The sequence below is a fragment of the Gemmatimonadota bacterium genome (assembly GCA_041390125.1).
Taxonomy (GTDB): domain Bacteria; phylum Gemmatimonadota; class Gemmatimonadetes; order Longimicrobiales; family Gaopeijiaceae; genus JAGQIF01.
This window is the reverse complement of the sequence record JAWKQN010000017.1, coordinates 69720-93260: the sequence shown is the minus strand read 5'-3', so window position 1 is coordinate 93260 and position 23541 is coordinate 69720. Positions and strand designations below refer to the sequence as shown.

The window sequence follows — 23541 nt, the reverse complement described above, 5'->3', positions numbered from 1 at the left end:
ACAGGACGGACGGACCCCTCCGGGTCGGGGGCCCTACCTGCGTGAACGCAGAACGGGCGCCGGCGCCGACACCGATGCTCCGCGCGGGCGCCGCACCGGGACCGTTCGATTACCTTCACGCATCCCCTGGTCCTCCGCTTCCCCTCTCCGCCCATGCTCCCGCGCCCGCTGCTCTTCCGGCTGCTTCCCGCCCTGTGCGTCGTGCTCGGCGCCTGTCAGACGGTGCGCACGCCTCGCTCGGCGGAGGTGGCGCAGGGATGGGGAGGCTACGTGTCCGCGAGCCTGGCCAGCGCGGCCGACACGACGCTCGACGGCCGCCTCTGTCTGGACACGTGCGGGCCCGCGGGTGGTGAGGCGGGAGTGACCTGGAGTCCGGACGGGCGGATCCACACGGCGCTGGTCGTCAGCCCGGGAGACCTGCTCGTGGAGGCCGGCTACCAGCTCCATGACGGCATGCGCACGGACGCGACGGCCGCCGTCCTGCTCGGCGTGGGGGACACCCGGGGTGCGGTCGGACGTTTCGACTGGGCTCCGGTTCCCGATCTCCGTCTCGTGTGGGCCTCTTCGGTCGAGGACCGGCCGGGGGAGGAGTTGCTCCTGCACACGCACGGGCTGGCGAGCGAGATCCGCCTGGCGCCGTTCCGCCTCTGGCCCGCGCTCGCGCTGGCCTTCGCGCACGACCGGAGGATCCCGCAGCGAGAAACACGGCGATTCCTCGTCGTGTCGGTGGGTGTCGCGCTCGGCGGCACATAGCGACTCGAAGGGGCTGCCGAGCCGGTCCTACCCGGCGATCGCCTTTCCTGCCTCCTCCACCCACTGCCCCAGCTCGATCAGCCGATCCTCCGGCTCGGCCTCGTACGCGCTGCCGCACACGCACCGCAGCACCCATTCGGCGATGGCGCGGTGCTCCGCTTCGCGGGCGCGGGTCCGAAGCCCGCGCGTCTCCCGCTCGGACCCGCCCCCGGCCGCGGCGGCCTCCCACAGCGCGCCGGTCTGCGTGAGCATGTACGCGGCGGTGCGCATGAACAGCGTGTGGCCGTGCTCCTCCCAGGCCTCGTTGAACGCCTGCTGGCGGGCGGGCGGCACCGGGCTGAACGACCGGCGACGGGTCTCCGCCGCGAAGAGGGCCTGGGCGTCGCCCGCGTAGTCGTCCGAGTCGGCGTCCAGGGCCGCCTCGAACGCGTACCACGCCACCGCCACCGCAGCGACGAGATCCCAGCCGACCTGCTTGTCCGGCGTATCGTGCGACGCAAGACCGCGAAACCGGTCCCGCGCCTTGGGCAGCAGCGCCACGGCCGCGTCCAGGGCGCGACCGCGGATGGGTCGCACGCGCTCCAGCAGCGTCGGGCTCGGGCCCTGGCGCGCGCCGGGGAGCGGCGGCTCGGGCTCGTCCATGACCGAGAGGTCGGCACCGTGACGCGAGGCCTGCTCGAACGCCTCCCGTCCGCCCTTCCGATCGCCCGCCCGCTCCCGGGCGAAGCACAACCCCAACCAGGCGGTCCCGTCCGCGGGAGCCAGCGCCACCGCCCGCTCCAGGGCGGCGGCCGCGACGGCGACGTCCACGACGAGGAACAGCGCACCCTTGCGTCGCAGCAGGTCCGCCTGCCGGCCCCCGGCTGCCTCGATGAGCGCATCGTACCGGCGGGCGGCGATGCCGGCCTCTCCGTCCAGGAGATGCCCCAGCATCAAGCGCTCCTGCACGTCACCCGCCGTTCCGATCTCCACGATCGTGCGTCGGGTCAGGGCTTGCACCGGCGGAGTCGGCGGAGACGCCTGCTGCGCGGGGCTGCCGTGCGCCAGCACCTGGCGCAGCAGCACGGCGGCCACGACTCCATCGATGGATCGGGCAGCGATCCGCCGCCACAGGTCGTCCGGGGTCGGGAGCCCCGCGGTTCGGCTCATGCGTCCCCCCCGTCCCGTGGCGCATTGATGAGCTGCGCCGACCAACACTCGAGCACGTCGATGCTGACCACCCGCAGGGGATCCAGCTCCGTGAGCGCCGGAGGCATCTTCTCGAGGGGCGTGTCGAGGTGCTGGACCGCCAACTCGTACCAGAACTTCGGAAAGACCACCTGCTCGCGGTACACCTGGTCCAACCGCTTCCACGCCTGGCCCAGGCTGCCCTCCTGCGTGCGGACCTCGTCGATCCAACGGGTCGTCCAGGTGGGCACGTCCGCTCCACTGGCCCGCTGCCTCAGCACCGTCTGCAGGTTGAGCGCGCCGACGTCGATGATGTCGGACCCGATGCGCTGGAAGCGCTCCAGCCACGCCTCGGCGTTGGCGCCCTCCGACAGGTCCAGCAGGATCCGCAGCTCGTGCAGGTGGGGGCTGATCCGGTAGAGCGCCTCGGCCCACTCGGTCAGCGTCGTCACCGACTCCTTGATGGCCTGGAGCCGTGCCTGCAGGTCTTTGATGCGCGCGTTGATCAGGGTGCCGTTGTTCTCGAGGCTTCCCCGCTCGTCGGTCCGGACAGAGGCCTCGTGATTGGGATCACGCATCGTCTGGTAGAGGAGCAGCCCCGCCAACTGGGTGCCCGGCGCCCAACGGTGCGCATGCCAGCGCTCGACCAGGCCCCGCGCGTACGCGGTGCCGTGCGCCTCTCCCTCTTCCCAGACCAACCGACCGAGGGTGTGGAACGCGAGGTCCTCGTCCTCCGTCGGCTGCCCGTCGGCGCGCGGACAGGTGGCCAGCAGCCGCCAGAAGTCCCGCTGGAGCTCCAGGGTCCTCAGGTACGGCCAACTGTCTCCGGTCCAGGGTGGATCCGCGACCGACTCCGGGGAGGGGGCGCCGTCGTCCTCCCGCCGCGCCCGCAGACGCGGGACGTTCAGGAACTCCTCGTCGAAGGGGAGCGGCTCGAGCGCCGGTCGGCGCGCCCCCGCCACGGCCGACCAGAGGGACGGGACCCCCGTGAAGCCCGGAAGGGAGAACCAGCGCACGCCCGCCTGGACGATCTGGTGATCCCGGAGTCGGAGCCGCGAGGCCGGAGGCGGTGGACCGGCGTCCCGATCGGGCGCCCCCACGGGGCGGTTCCCGCGGAGGAACGCCGCCTTGAAGTCCTTGGGCAACCCGGCCTCGGGATCCGTGAGGAGCTCGATCGAGGCCCGTTCGTCCCAGGCCGCGGACCACTCCTCCAGACAGCGGAGGCTGAGGAGACGGAAGGGGTCGATCTCGGCGAGCTCGGGAACGGCTGGATCCGGTGACGCCCGCAGCGCCCGCTTCGCCGCCTCGTACCAGAAGCGGGGGACACGACGGTCCAGCCGGTAGGCATCGTCCAGGGCCTCTTCCAGACGTGCCACGCCCGTCCGCTCCCCCTGGGCGGGCTGCCCCTCCCGCGCCGATCGCAGCGCCTCCAGGTCCGCATCGAAGTAGAGCGGTGCGTGGGCAGGATCCAGCACCCGCGCCTCGGCGAACGCAGCCAACGCGCGCAACCGCTCCCCGGCCAGGCGCTTCAGGTGGAGCACCAAGCCCAGGCGCCGCTCCGTGCCTTCCAGCTCCGACCGGAGCAGGTAGAGGCTCAGCTCCTCGAGGTGCGGCCGCAGGAGGTAGAGCCGCTCGGCCCAGTCCGTGAGGGACGTGGCCGCCTCGTTGGCGTCCTCGAAGCGTCGGCGCGCGGCGTCCATCCGCGCTTCGATGAACCGGGGATCGGCGGACCGGGCGCTCAGCGTCTTCTCCGCCCTCTCGCCATCGGAACCCGCCCCGAGCATCGCTTCGTGGAAGAGCTCGGCCGTCATCGAGGCCCCGGCCGACCAGCGGTGCTGGTGCAGGAGCTCCACCAGAACCTTCGCGGAGATCTCTCCGCGCTCGACGCGGCGTTCCAGCACCGCGGTCGCCAGGACGCTCGCCACGCCTCCGATCGCAGGCCCATGGTCCGTGAGCGCCGACGACGCCGTCCGCAACCAGAACTCGACCTGGCGCTCGAGCAGGTCCGGGTACGAGAGCACGGGACCCGTGAAAGGCGGGTCCACCAGTCGATAGGCGGAGGGATCGTCGTACCGGCCCTCGGCCACCTCGAAGTACGGCAGCGCGATCAGGTCCTCTTCGGCGTCGAGCGCCACCCCGTCCAGCTCCTGCTCGAAGAGCCGATCGACGGCGGGCGGCGCGGCGCGGCCGGCCGACTCCAGCGCGGCCTTGTGTGCGACGAGCACGAGGTAGTCGCGTCCGAGCAGCCGGGACGGGTGGGGGAGCCGCATCTGCGCGTCGACCGGGAAGGGGGGATCCGGTGCCACCGGCCGGGAAGTGTGGGGGGGCCGCGCGGGGCGCCGCCAGGGTGGCGGCGCGCCCGCCCCTTCCTCAGTTCACGCGCTGCGTGTACACGACGCTGTTGTCGGCGCCGTCCGGATCCGGCTGGGCGCCGACCACCGTGAGGGTGTTGGTGTGCAGGCCCACCACCGCGCCGCGGAAGCGGATCACCACGTCCACCTGGGCGCCGACGTCCACGACGCCCACCCGGCAATCGAGGCCGCCGGTGGCGTCGAGCACGCAGGTGGCTCCGGTCGCGTCCACCAGCTCCAGACCGACCAGAGGCGCGCTCGTGATCTGCACGCGGGTGGCGGCGCTCGGGCCGTCGTTCGCCACCCGGAACGTGGTGCTCATGGTATCCCCCACGAACTGGTTGTCCTCCTGCAGCAGCTTCGTCAGCGTCAGGTCGGAGGCTTGATCGTCATCGAGGATCGTCACCGGCACCCGCGCGACGGCAAACCCCGCGTAGGTCGGATCGGTGGTCGTGAGCGCGTGGGACAGCGTGTCGGTGTGGGTACCTTCCACATCGGCGTCGTCGATGGCCGTCACCTCCACGGTGCGGGGCAGCATCCAGTCGGCCGGGTCGAAGGTCGCGACCGGGGACGCGCCCACTTCACCCGCGACGCTCGCAGGCGCGACCTCGACCGCCGCCAAGGGCGCGACGGAGCCCAGGCACACGCTGTAGGACACAGGCGGGCCGCCTTCCTCCACCGTCAGCGCGGCGGGCTCGACGCTCACCCGGGTGCCGGGGCGAAAACCGACGAGGTCCACGCCGGGGCTGCCGCTGGAGATGCGCCACCCGCGCTGGGCACCGGTGGCGGGCAGGGTGACGGTCTGGAACTGTCCGCTGATGGCGGCGATGCCAGCGATCAGGGGGATCCGATCTCCGCACCGGCCGCCCTGGAATCCGCCCACCGCGGTGACCCGCAGGTCGCCATCGAGCCCGAGGGGAGCGGGTGCGAGCACGTTTCCGAACAGGTAGAGCCGATCCGAGGGTCCGACGGCCGGATCGCGTACCTGGAGGTCGAGACGGCTCAACGCGTCCAGGTCCAGACCGGCCCGGAAGGAGAGGGTGCCGAACGGGGAGCCCGCGTCTCCCGGCGCGATGGTGGCGGCCGTGGCCACGACGCTGTCGAGGACACCGGTCCCGACCAGCGTGGCCGCAGCGAGCGTCACGGGACCGAGCACGAAGCTCTGGTTCCGTACGTCGAGGATCGACCCGGATGCCATGGTCACACGTGCGGGTGCGTCGATGTCCACCACCGCGTGGTTCACCAGACCGGTCTCGACGGTCAGATCCGCCTCGACGACGGTGAAGGAGTGGTTGACCAGCCGGCCTCCGATGAGGGTGGTGGGGGTCTCGAAGGAGACCAGGGCCTGGTTCTGGAACGAGGGCGGGAGGTCGAGCGACAGGGGGCGGAGCGTCGGATCGGTGGTGCGCAGCGAGCCGTGGTTCGTGACGGGCGCGGCGGGCGCGCCGCGGCTCCGCCGGATCACGGTGCTGCCCCCCAGGGCGCCCTTCACGCCGAGGAACAGCCGGACCCCGCTGCCGATGTCGCCGTAGAGGGTGTCCGCCCGCTGGAGGCTGAGCGCGCCGTCGAGGTCGGGCGCAGCCAGCCGCATGACCCGGGTGCTGAACGTCACCTGCAGATCGACGTCGCCGCCGTGCCACTCCACCTCCTCCGCGGAGACGGTGGCGGTGGAGGGGGCGAGGGGTGCGGTGCTCGTCACGGCCCCGTCATGGAGACGGATGCGCCGCCCGGTCCATTGCACGATTCCGGTCGGATCCAGCAGCACCGTTCCGTGGTTCTCCAGATCCCCGTCGACGGTGCCGCCGAGCAGGGTCACCGTGCCCTCGTTGACCACCCCGCCGGCGGCGAGGCGACTCCCGGAGTATCCGGTGACGTGCCCGCGCACGATCGCCGTGTCGGAGACCTCGAGGAGCGAGTGCGCGGCGAGCTCCCCCGACGCCCCCACCTCCAGTGCACGGACCACGACCGTGTCCGCCGCGATGGCGAGGCCGGACAGGACACAGACGATGTCGGTGCTTCCGGGGATGCCGGCCGGGATCCAGTGGCCGGCGACATGCCAGTCGTAGTCCGTGATGGAGGGGCCGGGCCCCGGGCTCCACGTCCGGGTGCAGGCCAGGGGCGGCGCGGGAGCATGGGCGACCGCCAGGGCCGGCGGGCCCGTCACGGGGCCCGCGGGCTCGGTGGGGAGGTCGGTGCAGGCGACGATCGACAGCCCGAGCAGGCACGGCGTCCAGGCGCGGCGCATCGGATGACTCCGGACGGAGAGGGGACCAGCAGCCCGTGGAGGGCCGCACAGCCGAGGCGACGATCGGCGGCGGAGGTGGACATCGGGCATCGGCGACGACGAGGCGGCCCCACGGTCCTGGCGGCGCATACACCGTAAGCGTACGATGTACGTATCGGATCGGCGACCTGACGATCGGCCGGGTTCGCCGAATCGGAGGACCGGTTCGGTTCCAGCGCCGAGAGGCGCGGTTCCACAGTGGAGGAGGGGCCTCATGTGCGCGCGACCGGAGCCCGGACGATGACCGGCGGACCACAGCCCCTCACGCGGGATAGGGTGGTGGACGTCGCCATCGAGCTGGCCGACCGCGACGGCCTGACCGCCCTCTCCATGCGTGCCCTGGGACGCGCCCTGGGTGTGGAGGCCATGTCCCTCTACAACCACGTGCGCGACAAGGACGACCTGCTGGCCGCCATGGTGGACCGCGTCGTGTCCGCCATCGCGCTTCCCACCGGCCCGGACTGGCGCGCGGCCACCCGCGCGCGATTGCTGTCCGCGCATGCGGCCTTCCTGGCACATGGGTGGGTGTCCGCCCTCCTCCTGTCCCGACCCTTCCCGGGCGAGGCGGCTCGGCGGTACCGGGAGGTCACCGCGGGCGTGCTCCGGTCGGCGGGGTTTCCGGACCCGTTGGGCGCCCGCGCCTGGGCCACGCTGGAGGCCTACCTGCACGGGTTCACCCAGCAGCGTCTGCAGATCGACGCCGGCGGGGACGGGAGGAGCGGCGGGCCTCGGGAGGCGGCGGCGACCGACCGGGGGGCGGTCGCGCCCGGAGCACCCCGTCCTGGGGACGGGATGCCGCCGGACGGCGGCGACGCTATGCTCGACTTCGCCTTCGGGCTGGATCTGATCCTGGAAGGGCTGACCCGACGCAAGGCGAAGCAGCAGGCCCCCTGAAGCCGGATGCAGCATGCCCTTCACCCCACCCCCCACCGACCCGCGCGCGCTGGCGGTGCTGCGCCGGTACTCGGCCGGCGAGGTGTCGGCGTACGACGCCGCCTGCGACGTGCAGGATCTGGGGTTGGCCGGCTACCACGACCCGAGCGCGGGCGACGTGGTCCACTGGGTCCGGGCGCTCGGCTTCGGCATCCCCGCCCCCAGCGAGGCCGAGGCGCGGGCGGAGGCGGCGGAGATCCTGAGGAGGCTGGAGGGGAAGTAGGCCCACCTGCGCTGTGGGGCACTCCTCTTCGCAGCGCTGATTCCCGCCGGCGCTGACGTCCTACCCCTGCTCCACCGTCCGGTCCGGCTCCCCCGGCCCCACGGCATCCTCCCGGGCCGTCACGCGCCGGAGCTTGGGTCCCCAGCGCCGCATCATCTCCAGGAAGGCCTTCCCCAGGACCGGCTCGAACTCGGTGCCGAGTCCCTGCTCCAGGTAGGCCAGCGTCCGATCCTGGCTCCACGCCTTCCGGTAGGGCCGGTGCGTGCGTAGCGCGTCGTACACGTCGCAGAGGTGCACGAGGTCGGAGGCGGGATGGCAGGCGCGCGTGAAGCGCCGCTTGGGATACCCCCCGCCGTCATGGCGGATATGATGCTCGTAGGCCACCGTGGCGGCCAGATCCAGGTTGGCCTGGCGCGCGATCAGCATGCGGGCTCCCTCCACCGGATGCCGGCGGATCTCCGCCAGCTCCCGGGGCTCGAGCGTTCCGGGCTTGACCAGCAGCTCCTTGGACACGCGGGTCTTGCCGATATCGTGCAGGAGACCGGCGACGCCGAGGCGACGCACGTCCGTGCTCTCGATCTCCAGGAACTCCCCGAGCGCCATCGCCAGCACGGCGATGTTCAGAGAATGCGTGGTGGTGTACTGGTCGAACCCCTTGAGCTCGACGAGCGGGATCATCATCTCCCAGTCGGCGTGCATGGCCACCGCGAGCGAGCGCACGATGGTCTCCACCTCCACCAGGTGCAGCCGTCCTCCCGCGCGCGCCTCGCCGTCCAGCCACCGCATGGCGGCGATCTCTTCGGCCAACGAATACCGGATCCAGTCGATGTCGGCGTCGGTGGTGTCCTCGACGGCGGACCTGATTCCGACCGCTCCGAAGCGGATCGCCGACGCGGGATCGGGCTCCACCGGCCCGACTTCGGGGCTCGACAGCCGCTGGAAGAGGACCTCCACGAACGCGTCCAGGTCGGGGCGGGTGACGGGCCCGTGACACTCGAAGCGCTGCACGCCCACCTCGGCGAGCTTGGGTCCCCACTCCCAGGTGCGCAGCGTCCGGAGCGGACGGCTGCCCAGCAGCACCTCGCCTCCCAGGAAGGTCAGCACCGGGTGGGGCTCCTGGCTTTGCAGCCCCACCAGCTCTCCGTGCGCGGCGCGCACGGCCCGCTCCACGGCTGGATGCTCGCGCGCGTACAGGCTGCGCGCCGAGACGGCCTGGGCCAGCGCGGTGAGGAAGCGGGCCGCGCGCGCCTGCATCTCCATGCCGGCTGCCTGCGGGGCGGGCGCACCCGCGCGTGTGCGGGCCCGCGTACCAACGTCGCTCACAGGTCCATCTCCGGCTCGGCGTGGACGGCGACCTCGTCTCCGACCGTGCCGAGAAGGGAGCCTGTCCCCTCCAGGATCGATCGCACGTCCGCGTCCCGCGTCTTCTCGGCCGCCTTCAGCAGCGGCGCCACGTGCGGGTCGGCCCGCCACCCGCGCACGAGCGCCTCGAGCGCCGCACGCACGAGGACGCCTTCCGGTGCCGCGAGGTCGCCCAGCCGCGGGCGCCCGAACAGGGAGCGTCCGGGGCCCGCCACCTTCAGCAGCGCGTCGCGCACCTGCGGGTCGGCGCTGGGCGCCAGCACGCGGATGGCCAGGAGTCGCAAGGAGACGGACTGCTCGTCGTCGTCGAGGCAATGCGTGATGACCAGCGGAACGATGCCCGCGGGCAGCTCCTCCTTCAGCTCCAGCAGCCCGGTGCGGACCATGCGTTCGTCCGATTCGCGGATGGCGAGCGTGAGGGCGCGCGCCCGGGCCTCGGGCTCCTTGAGCGCGAGGGGCAAGGCGGCCCGGCGCACACGCAGATCCGGATGGGAGGCGTAGTGCAGCGTGCTCAGGCCCGCCGGGCGCTCCGGGAGCGCGGCCACCAGCTCCAGCATGTTGCGCACGACATACCACCGGGGATCTTCGAGGAACGGCGTGATGGCCCGCCCCACGTGCTCGCCCATGTGCGTCAGCTGATTGAACACGGAGCGGCGCAGCGACCGCGAGGACGACTCCGACAGCAGCCGCAGCAGCGGGGCCACCGCCTGCTCCGCGCCGACCATCGCCACGAGTCGCTCGAGCGCTTCGTCCGAGATCTGATCCACGTCCGCCAGCGCATCGATGCGCTCCGGGCTGGCCAGACGCTGCCGGATGCGCGCTCCGGCGGCGGTGTTCGTCTCACCTTCCACCAGCGGAGCGATCAGCTCCAAGCCGCCCTTCGTGAGCAGCTCGTCGACGGCCTGCTCCACCATGTCCCCATAGGCATCCACCTCGATGGCCATCTGGATCACGGGCAGGGCCGTGCGCTTGAAGGTGGACCCGCGGCCGGCGGGACGAAGCGCGGGGCTGGTGCGCGAGAACTCGTCCAGGATGCGGACGTAACCCTCGGGGTTCGCGTGATCGGGGACCCAGGCGTCCAGCAGCTGGTCCACGCTCTCGCGAACGGCATGTGTCACCAGCGGACGCACGGTCTGCGCCCCCTTGTCCGCGTGGAAGGAGAGCTTGGTGAGCATCCGCATCAGCAGGACCGGGATCTCCTGCCCCGACGTGGACGCGGCCGCCTCGAGGAGCTTGAGGGACGCGGTCCCTCCGAGGCCCCGGAAGGCCTGGCGCACGATGTGGCGTCGACGCTGCGCATCGCCCCCCATCTGGAGGATCCGCTGCAGGGTGGGGCGGTCCAGCTCGGCCACGAGCTCCCGGATCCGCTCCCGCACCGGATCGGCCGACTCGCCGCTCTCTGCGAGGCGATCCGCGATCTGCAAGAGGTACCCGACGATGGCCTCGTCGTAGGCCGGAGCCTTCTCCCCCCGCAGGTGGGCGGCCACCTGGGACGGCTTCGGGATCCCCGTGCGCTCCGTCTCCGTGCGGAGGGTCTCGCCCGCCATGGCCGCGGCCGCCAGGCCCAGCCAGAGCTGCATGACCTGGTCGTCGGCCGTCGGGTTGCCCTCGTCGTCCAACGCGAGGTCCTGATAGCCGATGGGGAAGAGCGTGACGCCCGGCCACGACGGGATGCGGTCGGCCCCGCGCAGGCCGATGGGGTCCTCGTCCCCCTCCGCGAGCACCCCGAGCAGGCCCTCCAGCGCCGGACGCGTCAGGTCCAACGTGAAGCGGATGGCGCCGATGTGGTGCGCGTGGAGCCGCCCGGCGAGGTCCGACAGGATGGGATGGGTGCCATCCGTCGTGTGTCCGTTGATCACCAGCTGCCGGTGGGCCACGCCGAGCGTGAGCTGGGGCTCGTCCTCGAGCAGCTTTGCGAGCCGCGTCAGCAGGGCGTCGGCCGCCGGCGCCAAGGTGGGGTGGTTGGCCGGATACATGGTGTAGCGGTGGACGGCCACCGAGAACTCCACCAGGAGGTCGGCGACGTCCTTGCCGAGGCGACGACCCGGAGCCGGGGCGTTCCTCGACGTACGGCGAGCGGCGGTTTGCGTCATCGGCCGGTGCTTCGGGTCGGGGGGTTTGGATCCGAGGTGGGCAAGTTGCGTTCCTCGGGTCGCCGGGAGGCCGTGGGCCGTTGCGGCGTCCGCGCCTGAGGCAGGCGTGCAGCAGGGGGCCGTGGGCCAGCCACGTGGGCGCCGGGCAGCCACAGCGGAGTCGGGTAGCCCCAGGGACACGCTCGCCTTAGCCTGCAGGTCTTCCCCTTTCCTCTCGTGAGCTCGCGATGCGCCGCCGATCCCTTCCCCTGTGTGTGCTGCTCCTCTCCGCCTGTGGCGGCTCCACCGACGCTCGCTTCGCGCCGCCCGATCCCACGCGCATCGAGCGCTCGCACGTGGAGCGCGTGCTCTCGGTGCTGGCCAGCGACAGCCTGCGCGGACGACAGGCCTTCACGGACGATGCGCTGCGCGCCGCCGATTACCTGGCGGGCGAGTTCGAGGCCGCGGGGCTGGAGCCCATGGCGGGAACGGGGTACCTCCAGCGCTTTCCCGTCCGCTCACGCACGGCGCGCGAGATCCGGGTGACGCTGGATGGGCGCGCGCGTACGGAGCAGGAGGTCGTGGCGCGCGCTGGTGCTTCCTCGGTCCGCTGGTCCACGGGAGACGTGCCGGTGCTCCGGATCTCCGCGAGCGACGACATGCAGACCGCCCTGGGTCGCATCCGGGCGGTGGACGGAGACGCGCTGGTGCTGGTGCCTGCGGCGAACGGGGAGCTCTTCGCCACCCTGTCCGGCTTCTACGGACGGCCGGTGCGCACCTTGGAGGCAACGGACGGACCCACCACGGTGCTCGCGCTGTGGGAAGGCGACGGTGAGCCGACCTTCGAGGTGGCCGTCGACGCCGAAGAGACCGCCGATACGCTCGTCAACGTGGTGGGCGTGGTGCCGGGACACCGGGCGAACGAGTACGTGCTGTTCTCTGCGCACTACGACCACATCGGGATCCGACCCGCTGTGGACGGCGACTCGATCGCCAACGGCGCCAACGACGACGCGTCCGGCACCACCGCCGTGGTGGAGCTGGCCCGCTACTTCGCCAGCCGGGGCACGCCGGAGCGCTCGCTCCTCTTCGCCGCCTTCACGGCCGAGGAAGCGGGTGGATACGGCTCGCGCCACTACTCGAGCCAGCTCGACCCCGATCAGATCGTGGCGATGTTCAACATCGAGATGATCGGCAAGCCGGCCGTGGAGGGTCCCAACACGGCCTGGATCACGGGGTTCGAGCGCTCGTCCTTCGGGCCTCTGCTGCAGGAGGCCGTGGAGGGCACGCCATACTCCTTCTACCCGGATCCCTATCCCGATCAGAACCTGTTCTACCGGTCGGACAACGCGACGCTGGCGCGGCTCGGCGTTCCGGCCCACTCCATCTCCACCACCCCCATCGACGTCGACCCGGACTACCACCAGGTGAGCGACGAGGTCGAGACGCTGGACCTGGACCACATGACCGCCACCATCCGTGCCATCGCCATGGGCGCCGAGCGGATCATCGCCGGGGCGGCCACGCCGACCCGGGTGGACCCGGCCACGGTGGATCCGCGGTAGGGGGGTCGGCTCCGCCTCGGGCGATCTTGAATCCGGGCAGGCCTTCTCCGGGTAGTGTGGTCCAGCAGCACCAACCGCACACAAGGGGAAGGACCATGAATAGACGCGTGACGTGGTGCCTGGCGTTGGCCGCCGTCCTGGGCCTGCCGGCCCTGGCTTCCGCGCAGGCCAAGCCGTTCGAGTTCGCCCTGTACAGCCCCATCCAGGTCCGAAATCCGGACGACGAGATCCAGGTCCTGCGCCTGAGCCTGATCTACGGGCGCAACGAGAGCGTGAAGGGGCTCGACGTGGGCCTGGTGGCCCGGAACACCGGCGGCGTCTCGAAGGGCCTGCAGTACGCGCTGGTGGGGATCGTGGACGGAGACTTCGTCGGCTGGCAGAACAACGGCGTGAGCATCACGCGGGGCGAGATCACCGGGATCCAGAGCGGCCTGTACAACCAGGCCGCGCAGGGTGAGGTGGCGCAGTTCGGGCTTGTCAATCAGGCGCGTGACGTGAGCGGCTTCCAGCTCGGGCTCATCAACCTGGCCGAGAACCTGTACGGCGTGCAGATCGGCCTGGTGAACGTCATCTCCTCCAAGGAGGCGTTCGGCGTGCTCCCGCTGGTGAACTGGAAGTTCTAGCGGCGCCCGGCGGAGGGGGTGCGGTGGCTCACCGCACCCCCTCGCCGAAGAAGAAGCCGGAGGGCGGGCCCCGGCGGCGGCGGACCGGTGCGTCCGCATGCGTGATGGGCATGCCCTCCGCCTCCGCCAGATCCCAGGCCAGCCGTACGGATAGCGCGGTCAGGGCCACGGGTCCTTCGTACGACGCGGAGGCGTCGAAGTCGTCCGCCTGACGGTGGTGCGTGCGGGCCAGATAGGTCTCCCAGCGCCTCCGGCCCGCGTCCGGATCTCCGTCGACCGTGAAGCCCGGCATCAGGTACACGACCGGCACGCCGGCGATCAGGAACGGGTAGTGGTCGGACCGGTAGAGCAGACCGGCGGACGGAGCGAACGGCGCCCGCTTCTCCCGCGCCAGGACCAGGCCGCTCTCGCGCGCCGCCCTCTCCACGTCCGCCTCCACGGAGGAGAACTCGGGGCCCCACGCGAAGACGTCGTCCGTGCGCACGTCCACGAGCCCGCCATCGTGGTTGATGGCGGCCACCGTACGTTCCATCGGGACGGCGGGGTGGTTCACGTAGTGCCACGCCCCGAGCAACCCCCATTCCTCCGCTCCGGTCAGCAGGAACAGGACGGAGCGCGGAAGCCGGGCCCCGCGCAACGCCTCTGCCGCGGCCAGCAGCTTGCCCACACCGAGCGCGTTGTCGTGCGTGCCATTGAAGACGGAGTCCCCTTCCGCGTCCGGGGCGCCGATCCCGACGTGATCGAGATGCGCGGTGAACACCACGGCCTCGTCTGCGCGCGCGGATTCGGTGCCGGGCCAGCGTCCGCCCACGTTCCAGCTGCGCAGCGTCCGTAGCGTGTGCCGCGGCTCGAGGGTGACCGGCGGCGTCCCGCCCGCGAGGGCATCGATCAGGCGCCGCGAGGCCGCGGGTCCCACACGGGCCTGGGCCCGCGGATAGGGAGCCGTCCCGTCGGCCAGCACGCGGATCGGCCTCCCGGCCGCGGCCTGCCGCTGCCAGGCCTGCTCGTCCCCCTGCGGGTCGAGGACCACCACCGCAGCCGCTCCCGCCGACAGCGCCAGCTCCACGTGCGCCCGCTCGCGCATCGCGATCTCCGGCTCGTCCTCACGGCCGGCCGGCGCACCGGCCTCGATGAACGCGATGCGGCCGTCCAGGTCGGGCACGTCCGCGTCGGCGGCCACGAGGGCGTGACCGATCCACACGGCCGGACCGGTCCGCTGCACCGCCGCTCCCGTCCAGTCGGGCTCGACGATCACGTCCGGTGGGGTGAGCACGATCCCACCCACGACGAGGCGGCTCCCGTCGTCGGAGACGGCCTCCAGCAGGTCGAACGGTTGGAGGTACTCTCCGTCGAATGCGGGTTCGAGCCCGATGCGCTGCATCTCGCCGACCGCCCAGTCGCGTGCCTTCTCGTAGCCGACGTCGTCGGTGTCGCGGCCTCGCATGGAGTCGTGGGCCAACACGGCGACCCGGTCCCGGATGAGCTCCGGCGTGAGCCGCGCCACGGCGTCTTCGACGGAGATCGCGGAGCGCTCCTCCGCGCAGGCGCTGCCGAGCACGGACAGAGCGAGCGCGAGCAGGAGCGAGGCGGGGTATGCCGATCGGGACGGGACCGCGGCCTCACTCATCTGACCGCCTCCGGCGACCACGGTCGGCGCTCTGCCGGTCGGCCGCTTCCCGGCAGACCGGTCACCTGACCGTCCTCGAAGACCACCTCGCCGCGGCGGACGGTCAGGATCGGCCATCCCGTCAGGGCCCACCCCTCGAACGGGGTGTAGTCGGAGTTGGACGGGTCGTCCGCTGCGCTGACCGTGTGCGTCCGCTCGGGGTCGAGGATCATCACGTCGCCATACGCGCCTTCCGCCAACACGCCGCGGTCCGGATGGAGCCCGAACGCGCGGGCGGCCGCCGTGGAGGTCACCTCCACGAAGCGCTCCGGGGTGATGCGCCCCTTGGCCACCCCCTCGGACCAGAGCACCGGCCGCACGAAACGCAGGTCGCTGACCCCGGGGCGGAGGCGGGTGATGTCCAGCTCGGGGTCCAGCTTCTGCGCCCGCGTCCACGGCGCGTGGTCCGTGGCCAGCATGTCGATGCGGCCGTCGACGAGACCGCTCCACATGGCTTCCACATCTCCGGCGGGACGCAGTGGCGGCTGGCCGATATACAGCGGGCCGTCCGGTCCCCGCAGCCACTCGTCGGTGAAGTACAGGTAGAGGGGGCGCGTCTCGATGGTGAGCGGGAGCGGCCCGAGCGCGGGGTCGCGGGCGGCGTCCAGCGCCCGCGCGGAGGACAGATGCACGAAGTGCATGGGGGCGCCGGTCCAGGCACACAGAGCGGCCGCGTCCCGCGTCGCCGCGATCTCCGCCAGCTCGGGACGGCTCTGTGCGTACCAGGCGAGGGAGGTGCGGCCCTGCGCGCGCAAACGCGTGACCGCGGCGTCCAGCAGCGCTCCGTCTTCACAGTGCACCAGCGTCACGACACCGGCGTCACGCGCCGCTTCCAGGACATCCACCAGCGCGCGCCGGTGCTGACCGAAGTCGGCGCGCGTCATGAACACCTTGTGACTGGGTTGGCCGCGCTCGGCGAGCGCCGGCATCCGGGCCGCGAAGTCGGGGGTCGGCGGCCAGGAGGAGGCGTGGAAGAAGACGTCGCCGATCGCCGAGCGGGAGGCCTCGGCCAGCCAGCGATCGAGCGCCTGGACCGGGTCCTCCCCGCGCTGGGGGTTGGCGAAGGTCCCCACCGCCGTGATGCCCCCGGCGAGCGCGGCGGCGGTGCCGGTGGTCAGATCGTCCACGAACGATCCCTGCAGGTGCGCGTGCGGATCGATCCCCCCCGGCATCACCAGGTGCCCGGTGGCGTCGATGACGCGCGCCCCGCTCCCGGCCCGCAGGTCCACGCCGATCTCGCGGATCCGTTCGCCCACGATGCGCACGTCCGCACGGCGGCTCCCGTCGGCGTTGATCACCGTGCCCCCGCGGATCAGAAGCTCGGGAGCCGGTTGAGGCGAACGCTCGCGCGCGAAGAGCGCGCTGGCGCCGGAGGCCAGGCCGGCGGTGGTGACGGCGGCCGTGCGGACGGCCTCTCGGCGGTTCATCGAACCTCTCGGGGTTGGGGAAGAGAGCCCGCCGCAAGCTTCGTGGGCGCTGCGGACCGGGCAAGGTGGGACGCGATCCAGGGCCAGGAGGCCCCGGCGCCAGCGTCTTGCAGGAGGGACCGGCCCGTCCGGAGGCTACGCACCCGGGTTATCTTCCGGACATGGTTCCCGCCGCGCGCCTGCTGCCCATCCTCGCACCCCTGGCCGGGGGCGCGGCGGTCCTGGTCTGGCGCTTCCGCGAGACGCGCACGCCGGTCACGACGCGCAAGATCGTCCTGCCTCCGCTCGGCATGGCCACCGGCTTCTTCATGTTCCTCGCGCCGGAGCAGCGCATCCCGTGGTCGTGGGCGCTCACGTCCTTCGCCGCGGGCGCCCTCCTGCTCGCGGTCCCGCTGATGCGCAGCTCCACGCTCGAACGGGACGGCGCCGTGGTCGTGATGCGGCGCTCGCACGGCTTCCTCGGAATCCTGCTGGGCTTGCTGGCTCTCCGGCTGCTGCTGCACGAGTACGTCGGCCACCTGGTCTCGGCCCGCCAGACGGCCAGCGTCTTCTTCGTCCTCGCGTTCGGGATGATCCTGCGCTGGCGCGCCTCGATGTATGTGCGGTTCCGAACGTTGCGCCGAGCCGCCGCTCAGCGCCCGTCCGGCGTCCCGTACGGGTAGAGCTTCGTGAGATCGACGTTCTCGTACGGCAGGGCGTCGAGGAACGTGGTGCCGATGTAGGGACCCGGCGCCTCCACCACGAGGACCGTGGGGGCGAAACCCGTCTCGTCGAACCCGCGCCGGAAGTGGGCTCGGGACTTCACCACGAAGACCTCGTAGTCGGAGGGATCGACGCCCTCCACCTCGATGTTGTCGGGATACATGATCTGCGTGTAGGCGGGGGTGAGGAACACCAGGTTCCCGTCGCCGAAGCGGATCGCTGCGACGTACTCGTAGCCTTCCCACGGTCCCGCGTACGCGATCGTGCCCTGGATCGGGAACGGCTCTCCGCCGGACTCCGTGAAGCCCCCGATCGCCCCCTCGAAGGCGTCCCCGGCCCCGGCTCCGGCCTCCTGCAATCGGTCCAGCTGCTCGGGAGACGTGATGGCTGCATAGACCACCTTGCCTATCCCGGCATTCTCGAATGCCTGGAGGATGTGCGTCGCATCGCCCGGACGGTCCGAGTAGTCCCCTACCGCCACCGGCGTCCGGCCCCCAGCGATGGCCTCACGCACCTGGCGGGCCGCCTCCTCCGGACGCGGGTACCGGGCCCGCGCGAAACGGTCCCGAACCCGCCAGATGTACTCGTTCATGTCGTCGGCGATCTCATCGGCGCGGGCCTGATCCCCGTTGGTCATGACGTGGACGGTCGCGCCCACATCGGGGACGTCCGACCAGGGGAACCCGTAGAAGACGCTGACGAATGCGTCGGGCACGCGCGCCTCCCACCGTCGCGCCCGCTCCATGATGTCCATGGAGGGTGAGGCGCCGGTCCACTGCAGGACCGTTGCGGTGATGACGCCGGGCTTGCGGGTCGCGGTGGTCGGCGTGTAGGTCCCGCTCATGACCCGGTGGAGCGCTCGAGCCGCCCGCTCGCCCTGGATGCCGTCGTCGTAGTGCGGGAAGCGCTTGGTCACGAACGCGAAGTTGGCGTACCGGAGGAACTCGCCGTCCTCGTTCCCATGCAGATCGAACGTGCCCGCGATCGGTACGTCGGGGCCCACGACCTCCCGGAAGCGCCTTGCGATCTCCGCCTCCGGACGAGGGATTCCCCGCACCGCCAGCGCGCCGTGCAGCGCCAGATAGACGCCGTCCACCGGCAGCTGCGGCCGAAGCTCATCGAGCATCTGTCCGACGAACGTCTCGAAGGACTCCTGCGTGCTCCACGAGCGAGAGGAGCCGCCGAACGGATCGTTCGGCGAGGTCAAGGTGATCAGCTCCATGTCCCCGTAGTCACGGGCCTGCCGCACGAATCCGCGGATGTAGCCGTCGGACTGCAGGAGATCCTCGCCGGTCAGCAGCGGGCCGAGGACCGTCCAGTCCGCAGTCTCGAGGTCACCGCCAGGACAGAAGGTGCAGGTCTCCTGCTGGAACTTCATGACGGCCACGCGATAGGCGCGCTCCTCCGGCTCGGAGGGAGTGCAGGCGAACACGGCGAGCACCACGCCAGCGACAAGCATCCGGAACGCGTTCACAGAGCGCACCTCGGTTCGGGGGAAACGGTGGCGACGTCAGGCACGGCTGGTGTCCGGGGGATCGCCGCGATCGTGCTCACGGGATGGCCGGTGCTGCACGCCCGGCCGTCGGGGTGATGACGACGCCGGGAAGCGCTCCGGTCACCCGACCCTCCCCGTCCACCACGAACGTGCCGTTCACGAGAACGAACTCCACGCCCTGGGAGAGCTGGTGCGGATCGGTGAAGTCGGCGACGTCCCGCACGCGGTCCAGGTCCAGGACGGCCAGATCGGCCCAATAGCCAAGCTCGATCCGGCCGCGGTTGCGCAGACCGAGGATCTGCGCCGGCAGCGAGGTCCCCGCGCGCACGGCGGCTTCCACCGAGAGGACGCCCCGCTCCAGCGCGTACCTCCGGATCTTGCGCGGGAAGGTGCCGTAGTAGCGCGCGTGCGTGGTGGGGCCGTCTTCGGGGAGCGCGATCCCTCCGTCGCTGGCGGTCGCCACCCAGGGCTCGGCCGCGAGTGCCTCGATGTCCTCCTCGGCGAAGCTGAAGCCGCGGAGACGCGCGCCTCCGGGGCGGTCGGGATAGCCTTCGAGCTGCAGCGTGAACGCCAGCTCGAGGGGCGACACACCCCGCTCCTCCGCCAGATCCGCGACGCTCCGCCCGATCCACGACGGGTCGGGGTAGTCGAAGACGATCAGGTTCTCCGCGCCGCCCCGATACCAGATCTCGCGCTCCACGTCCCGGCGGAGTGCTCGGGCCGCGTCGGCATCCGCGAGCGTGCGGCGCAGCGCGGCCGCATGGTCGGGCCGTTCCTCGGACTCGTCCCCGGACCACCGCTCGGCGTCGATGGCCCATCCCGGGATGAGGGTCACCCTGCCGTCGCTGCCGCTCGTCGGATACGGATACTGGTCCCCGTAGACCTCCAGGCCGCGCTCACGGGCCCGGCGCACGACCGAGATGATCCCGGCGGCGCTTCCCCAGTAGCGGGTGCCCTTGGCCTTGAGGTGGGTCTGGACCACCCGCGCTCCCGTCCGCTCCGCGACCGTGACGAGGTCGTTGATGTTGTCGATCAGGGAGTAGCGGCCGACGCCGATGTCCTCCGGATCGTCCCGCGACGGCACCCACCAGACGGGCGCGTCCGCGCCCGATCGTTCGTGCTGGATGTAGACGCCTCCGAAGGGCACGATCTCCCCGACCAGCGCGATGACCTCCTCGTTGTCGCTCCAGATCCCGGGGACGTACTCGAGTCCGGCGGAGAGGCCGATCGCACCCTCCTGCATCCCCGTCCGCACCAGCGCGCGCATCCGCTCGAGCTCGGTGGGTGTGGCCAGCCGTCGGTGATCGTCACCCAGGACCGCCTGGCGCACCGTGTTGTGCGGGACCAGCAGGGCCGTGTTCAGACCGATCTGCAGGCGCTCCAGGGTGGCCTTCTGCGTGCCGATCCCCAACGGCCCCCCGCCGTCCGGGTTGATCACGATGGTCGTGACGCCCTGCGTGACCACGTTGGGGGCGCGCCGTCGGCGCACGTCCTCCGACGCCAGTCCCTCGCCCCCGTGGGAGTGGATGTCGATGAACCCGGGCGTCACCACCTTCCCCCGCGCATCCACCACCCGCGCGGCGCGGGCCGATGCGAGATCGCCGATTGCGACAACCCGCCCTCCCCGCACACCGACATCGGCGCGGAACCAGGGGTTGCCGGTGCCGTCGACGACGCGCCCCCCGACGATCAGCACATCGTACTCGGGTGCCTGGGCTGCAGCGGGCAGCGGCGCCCACAGCAGTGACGCTGCCAGCACGAGACGACGCTTCATGGTCCCTCCCGGACGAGGGCCGGGCCCGGACGCCCGATCAGGGCGTGCGGATGCGCCCGATGCCTTCAACGATGTCGATGCGCGTACCGAAAGGCCTGGACAGCTCCTGCATCTGCTGCAGGATGTCCTGGGCCAGGGCAGGGTCGGCCAGCATGGGACGCCCGATCTGGGTTCGCTCCAAGCCGAAGCCCAGGCTGATCGGGTGCAGCTGGACCTCCGTCAGACGGCCGCCCTCGAAGACGGGGAAGGCCACCACCGACTGCCAGTTCGGGACGTCCTGCGCCCAGTCGGTGCCCCGTTCCGCGCGCCGGTCGTGGAAATCAGCGGCCAGGGCCTCGGGCGGAAGGTCCCATGACTCGTAGTTGTCGCCCGGCTGGAAGTCCAACGTCTCGTTCTGGAAGATGAAGTTGCCAAGGCCGTAGAAGATCGGCTTGCCCTTGTAGATCTCGACGCCACGCAGCACGTGGGGCCCATGCCCGAAGTAGACGTCGGCACCCGCGTCGATGACGGCCCTGGCCAGCTCCATCTGGAAGTCCGGGGGCTCGAAGCGGCTGTTGCCACGCTCGTGCGTGTGGCTGGTCACGACGACCCAATCCGCGCTGCGACGCGCATTGCTCACCTCCGCAACGATCTCGGCCAGGTCGCGGGGGTCGGCCCGGGTCACGGTGCCGGGATCGCTCCCGACGCGGAACCGCTCGCGGAGAAAGGTGATGCGATCTGCCGGGCCGCTGGCGCCGCCCCCCAGCCCCAGCCGCTCCGCCACGCGCCGCAGCGAGACCAGATCCTCCTCCGGCACGACGTACTCGCGCGTGTGGCGTAGCGGGTTCAACCCGGGTCGACCACGGAGGTCCTTCCGCTGTGAACCGGCGCGCGCCTGATCCGGGAACGTGGTCGAAAGCGAGATCAACGCGACCCGCCCCGACTCCGTCTCCCGGTACGCAGGTGCCCGGGCCAGCGCCAGGTTCGCGCCTACGCCGGCCTGCGCCAGACCTGCGGCGGCCACTGCCCGGGTGGTGGCGTCCATCCCGCCCTGCCCGTAGTCCAGACTGTGGTTGTTGGCCCGGGCCACCATGTCGAAGCCCATCCACGAGAGCTCCTTGGCGATCTCCGGATCCGCCGCCATGTAGGCGCCGCCGCTCTGCGACGCCGGGATGACGTCCGGCTCGTACGCGTGGAACAGCACCTCGAGATTGACCACGCCCACGCCCGCGGAACGCACCAGCTCGACGAGGCCGCGGAACGGCGCCTCGTCGAACATCGAGATGCGTCGCGTGATGATGGCGTCCCCGGCGAGAGCCATGGTGATGGATCCGCGCGCGTCCTGGTAGCGCTCGGCCGAAGGCTGGCCGGGCCAGTCCTGGGCTGCGACGGGGCCGGGGAGGAGGAGCAGACCAGCGAGGATCGCCGTCGGCCACCCACCACACCTGCAATCGGACCGCAGAGGGGGCGTCGGGCACAGTCCAGCCCGGGTCATCGCGCGGGTGATCGCATGCCACGGCATGGTGCCTCCTCGACGCAGGGGCAGGCTCGGGCGGCGCCGCCGGCCCCTGGAGCGATGAAGCCCCCGGCCACGACAGCCTCCTCCGGCATTATGCCGGCCCCTGGCACCACCCGCAATTCCCCGAACAACGGCGCCAACCCGCGGGTCGGGCGGTGCGCCCGCGCCCGCGTCGCTTTGCGCAGGGGCGTTCCTGCCCCGTACATTGCGGGCCGGTTGGGATTCGAGCCTTCCCAGGCCCGTTTCGGAGGGAGCTGCTGATGCATTGCTTCGTTCCGCTTCGCACGTATGTGCTCGGTTTCAGCCTCGTCCTGGGCATTGCCACGCCCTCTGCCGCCCAGGAGTCGTACCCTCCCCAGCCTCATCGGGACGACTACGGCGACGCAACGTTCGCCCTCGCCGGTGACGCCATCATCACCCGCAAGCTGTCGGTATACACCGAGCCCGATTTCCTCGAGCTGCGTGACCTGATCCACAGCGCGTCGGCAGCGTTCGTGAACGCGGAGATGCTGTTCCTGGACTACCAGGAGCTGGATATCATCCCCGCTTCCCAGAGCGGTGGCACGTACATGCGAGCCGAACCCGAGCTCGCCGATGAACTGGTGTGGATGGGATTCGACCTCGTCAGCACCGCCAACAATCACTCACTCGACTTCAGCTTCGGGGGCCTGCGCTCCAACCTCCGCTGGCTTCGCGAATCCGGACTCGTGGCTTCCGGCACGGGCGAGAACCTCGCCGAAGCGCGCGCTCCGAAGTACATGGAGACGCCGCACGGTCGGGTGGCGCTGATCTCGGCTTCCTCGTCGTTCGTCGACTTCAATCGGGCGGGGCCGCAACGCAAGGACTTCCGCGGCAGGCCCGGGCTCAATCCGCTGCGCGTCGAGACCACCTACATCGTGCCGCCCGACCGCTTCCGTCAACTGCAGGAGCTGCGAAGCGGGTTGGACCTCGGGGGAGCCCGGAGCGACGACGAGCTGCGTCTCTTCGGCAGCACATTCCAACGCGGTGACGCGTTCAGCGTGCTGACCGAGCCGAACGCGGAGGACATCGCCGAGATCGCCGCATCGGTTTCCGACGCCAAGCGGCAGGCAAACTGGGTGATCGTCTCCAGTCACACACATCAAGGAGGCGGTGGAGTCGCCGACTTCCTCCGGGAGTTCGCGCACGCGGTGATCGACGCGGGCGCCGACATCTTCGTCGGGCACGGACCCCATGTCCTGCGCGGTGTGGAGATCTACAAAGGAAAGCCCATCTTCTACTCACTGGGCGATTTCCTCATGCAGAACGAAACCGTCGAGCTGCAACCCTGGGAGAACTACAACAGCGTGGGACTCGGTCCGGAGGCGCTGCCCGGCGAGTTCTACGTCGCGCGCAACGAGCAGAGCAACGGCAGCTTTCCTGCCCGACCAGGGGCCTGGGAGGCCGTTGTGGCCGTGCCGGTCTTCCACAGCGGGGTGCTCGAACGTATCGAGCTGCATCCGATCACCCTGGGCTACGGACTCGGTGTCCCGCAGCGCGGTCGGCCCCTGCTCGCAAAAGGCGAGTTGGCGGAGCGGATCATCCGCGGTCTCGCCGAGTTGTCCGAGCCGCTGGGCACCCGGGTCACCTTCGAGGACGGCATCGGCCTGGTCCGCCCCCAGAACTAG

The 23541-nt window shown here is 71.3% G+C and carries 17 protein-coding genes; 7 read left to right on the top strand and 10 right to left on the bottom strand.

Going from position 1 to position 23541, the window contains the following annotated elements:
* Positions 1-153: 153 nt before the first annotated feature.
* A complete protein-coding gene (locus tag R3E98_17790) occupies positions 154-753 on the top strand; it encodes a hypothetical protein (GenBank protein MEZ4425255.1) in 600 nt (199 codons plus the stop codon).
* 27 nt (positions 754-780) lie between these two features.
* On the opposite strand, the gene R3E98_17785 is transcribed toward R3E98_17790, so the two are convergent.
* From R3E98_17785 to R3E98_17775, 3 genes are all read right to left on the bottom strand, one after another.
* Positions 781-1902, bottom strand: coding sequence for a hypothetical protein (locus R3E98_17785; GenBank protein MEZ4425254.1), 1122 nt, complete (start codon positions 1900-1902; stop codon positions 781-783).
* On the bottom strand, positions 1899-4190 hold the full coding sequence (locus R3E98_17780) for a hypothetical protein (protein MEZ4425253.1): 2292 nt from the start codon (positions 4188-4190) through the stop codon (positions 1899-1901). The genes R3E98_17785 and R3E98_17780 overlap by 4 nt, the downstream gene beginning before the upstream one ends.
* Before the next feature lie 100 nt (positions 4191-4290).
* Positions 4291-6516 (bottom strand): DUF11 domain-containing protein, encoded by a 2226-nt coding sequence (locus R3E98_17775; protein ID MEZ4425252.1) that lies wholly within the window; start codon positions 6514-6516, stop codon positions 4291-4293.
* Positions 6517-6834: 318 nt separating this feature from the next.
* Between R3E98_17775 and R3E98_17770 the strand changes: the two genes are divergently transcribed.
* A complete protein-coding gene (locus R3E98_17770; GenBank protein MEZ4425251.1) occupies positions 6835-7449 on the top strand; it encodes a TetR/AcrR family transcriptional regulator in 615 nt (204 codons plus the stop codon).
* A 13-nt stretch (positions 7450-7462) separates the two neighbouring features.
* Positions 7463-7711 carry a hypothetical protein gene (locus tag R3E98_17765; protein MEZ4425250.1) on the top strand — a complete coding sequence of 83 codons (249 nt, stop codon included), beginning with the start codon at positions 7463-7465 and terminating at the stop codon, positions 7709-7711.
* Positions 7712-7771: 60 nt separating this feature from the next.
* Here R3E98_17765 and R3E98_17760 read toward each other — a convergent pair whose 3' ends face one another.
* Positions 7772-9034, bottom strand: coding sequence for an HD domain-containing protein (locus R3E98_17760; GenBank protein ID MEZ4425249.1), 1263 nt, complete (start codon positions 9032-9034; stop codon positions 7772-7774).
* Positions 9031-11166, bottom strand: coding sequence for a hypothetical protein (locus tag R3E98_17755; GenBank protein MEZ4425248.1), 2136 nt, complete (start codon positions 11164-11166; stop codon positions 9031-9033). Before R3E98_17755 ends, R3E98_17760 begins: the two co-directional genes overlap by 4 nt.
* A gap of 227 nt (positions 11167-11393) precedes the next feature.
* Between R3E98_17755 and R3E98_17750 the strand changes: the two genes are divergently transcribed.
* Both R3E98_17750 and R3E98_17745 read left to right on the top strand, forming a co-directional pair.
* Positions 11394-12710 carry a M20/M25/M40 family metallo-hydrolase gene (locus R3E98_17750; protein MEZ4425247.1) on the top strand — a complete coding sequence of 439 codons (1317 nt, stop codon included), beginning with the start codon at positions 11394-11396 and terminating at the stop codon, positions 12708-12710.
* Between the two features lie 95 nt (positions 12711-12805).
* On the top strand, positions 12806-13333 hold the full coding sequence (locus R3E98_17745; GenBank protein ID MEZ4425246.1) for a hypothetical protein: 528 nt from the start codon (positions 12806-12808) through the stop codon (positions 13331-13333).
* A gap of 28 nt (positions 13334-13361) precedes the next feature.
* On the opposite strand, the gene R3E98_17740 is transcribed toward R3E98_17745, so the two are convergent.
* Positions 13362-14960, bottom strand: a complete 1599-nt coding sequence (locus tag R3E98_17740) for a M28 family peptidase (GenBank protein ID MEZ4425245.1) — start codon at positions 14958-14960, stop codon at positions 13362-13364.
* Entirely contained in the window at positions 14957-16426 is a 1470-nt protein-coding gene (locus R3E98_17735) for an amidohydrolase family protein (protein ID MEZ4425244.1), read from the bottom strand. The genes R3E98_17740 and R3E98_17735 overlap by 4 nt, the downstream gene beginning before the upstream one ends.
* A 161-nt stretch (positions 16427-16587) precedes the next feature.
* Here R3E98_17735 and R3E98_17730 point away from each other — a divergent pair, with 161 nt between their 5' ends.
* Complete coding sequence (locus R3E98_17730; GenBank protein ID MEZ4425243.1) at positions 16588-17088, top strand: cytochrome c biogenesis protein CcdC; 501 nt, start codon at positions 16588-16590, stop codon at positions 17086-17088.
* On the opposite strand, the gene R3E98_17725 is transcribed toward R3E98_17730, so the two are convergent.
* The 3 genes from R3E98_17725 to R3E98_17715 form a co-directional block, all read right to left on the bottom strand.
* Positions 17058-18602, bottom strand: coding sequence for a M81 family metallopeptidase (locus R3E98_17725; GenBank protein ID MEZ4425242.1), 1545 nt, complete (start codon positions 18600-18602; stop codon positions 17058-17060). The genes R3E98_17730 and R3E98_17725 overlap by 31 nt on opposite strands.
* A 76-nt stretch (positions 18603-18678) precedes the next feature.
* On the bottom strand, positions 18679-20397 hold the full coding sequence (locus tag R3E98_17720; protein MEZ4425241.1) for an amidohydrolase family protein: 1719 nt from the start codon (positions 20395-20397) through the stop codon (positions 18679-18681).
* A 37-nt stretch (positions 20398-20434) separates the two neighbouring features.
* Positions 20435-21697, bottom strand: a complete 1263-nt coding sequence (locus R3E98_17715; protein MEZ4425240.1) for a CapA family protein — start codon at positions 21695-21697, stop codon at positions 20435-20437.
* 458 nt (positions 21698-22155) lie between these two features.
* Between R3E98_17715 and R3E98_17710 the strand changes: the two genes are divergently transcribed.
* Positions 22156-23541 carry a CapA family protein gene (locus tag R3E98_17710; GenBank protein MEZ4425239.1) on the top strand — a complete coding sequence of 462 codons (1386 nt, stop codon included), beginning with the start codon at positions 22156-22158 and terminating at the stop codon, positions 23539-23541.

Excerpts from the sequence above, each read along its gene's own strand:
- R3E98_17785 (MEZ4425254.1), bottom strand. The coding sequence starts at position 1,902 with ATGAGCCGAACCGCGGGGCTCCCGACCCCGGACGACCTGTGGCGGCGG.
- R3E98_17740 (MEZ4425245.1), bottom strand. The coding sequence starts at position 14,960 with ATGAGTGAGGCCGCGGTCCCGTCCCGATCGGCATACCCCGCCTCGCTC.
- R3E98_17715 (MEZ4425240.1), bottom strand. The coding sequence starts at position 21,697 with ATGGCTCTCGCCGGGGACGCCATCATCACGCGACGCATCTCGATGTTC.
- R3E98_17750 (MEZ4425247.1), top strand. The coding sequence starts at position 11,394 with ATGCGCCGCCGATCCCTTCCCCTGTGTGTGCTGCTCCTCTCCGCCTGT.
- R3E98_17730 (MEZ4425243.1), top strand. The coding sequence starts at position 16,588 with ATGGTTCCCGCCGCGCGCCTGCTGCCCATCCTCGCACCCCTGGCCGGG.
- R3E98_17765 (MEZ4425250.1), top strand. The coding sequence starts at position 7,463 with ATGCCCTTCACCCCACCCCCCACCGACCCGCGCGCGCTGGCGGTGCTG.
- R3E98_17775 (MEZ4425252.1), bottom strand. The coding sequence starts at position 6,516 with ATGCGCCGCGCCTGGACGCCGTGCCTGCTCGGGCTGTCGATCGTCGCC.
- R3E98_17745 (MEZ4425246.1), top strand. The coding sequence starts at position 12,806 with ATGAATAGACGCGTGACGTGGTGCCTGGCGTTGGCCGCCGTCCTGGGC.
- R3E98_17735 (MEZ4425244.1), bottom strand. The coding sequence starts at position 16,426 with ATGAACCGCCGAGAGGCCGTCCGCACGGCCGCCGTCACCACCGCCGGC.
- R3E98_17720 (MEZ4425241.1), bottom strand. The coding sequence starts at position 20,397 with ATGAAGCGTCGTCTCGTGCTGGCAGCGTCACTGCTGTGGGCGCCGCTG.
- R3E98_17755 (MEZ4425248.1), bottom strand. The coding sequence starts at position 11,166 with ATGACGCAAACCGCCGCTCGCCGTACGTCGAGGAACGCCCCGGCTCCG.
- R3E98_17790 (MEZ4425255.1), top strand. The coding sequence starts at position 154 with ATGCTCCCGCGCCCGCTGCTCTTCCGGCTGCTTCCCGCCCTGTGCGTC.
- R3E98_17780 (MEZ4425253.1), bottom strand. The coding sequence starts at position 4,190 with ATGCGGCTCCCCCACCCGTCCCGGCTGCTCGGACGCGACTACCTCGTG.
- R3E98_17710 (MEZ4425239.1), top strand. The coding sequence starts at position 22,156 with ATGCATTGCTTCGTTCCGCTTCGCACGTATGTGCTCGGTTTCAGCCTC.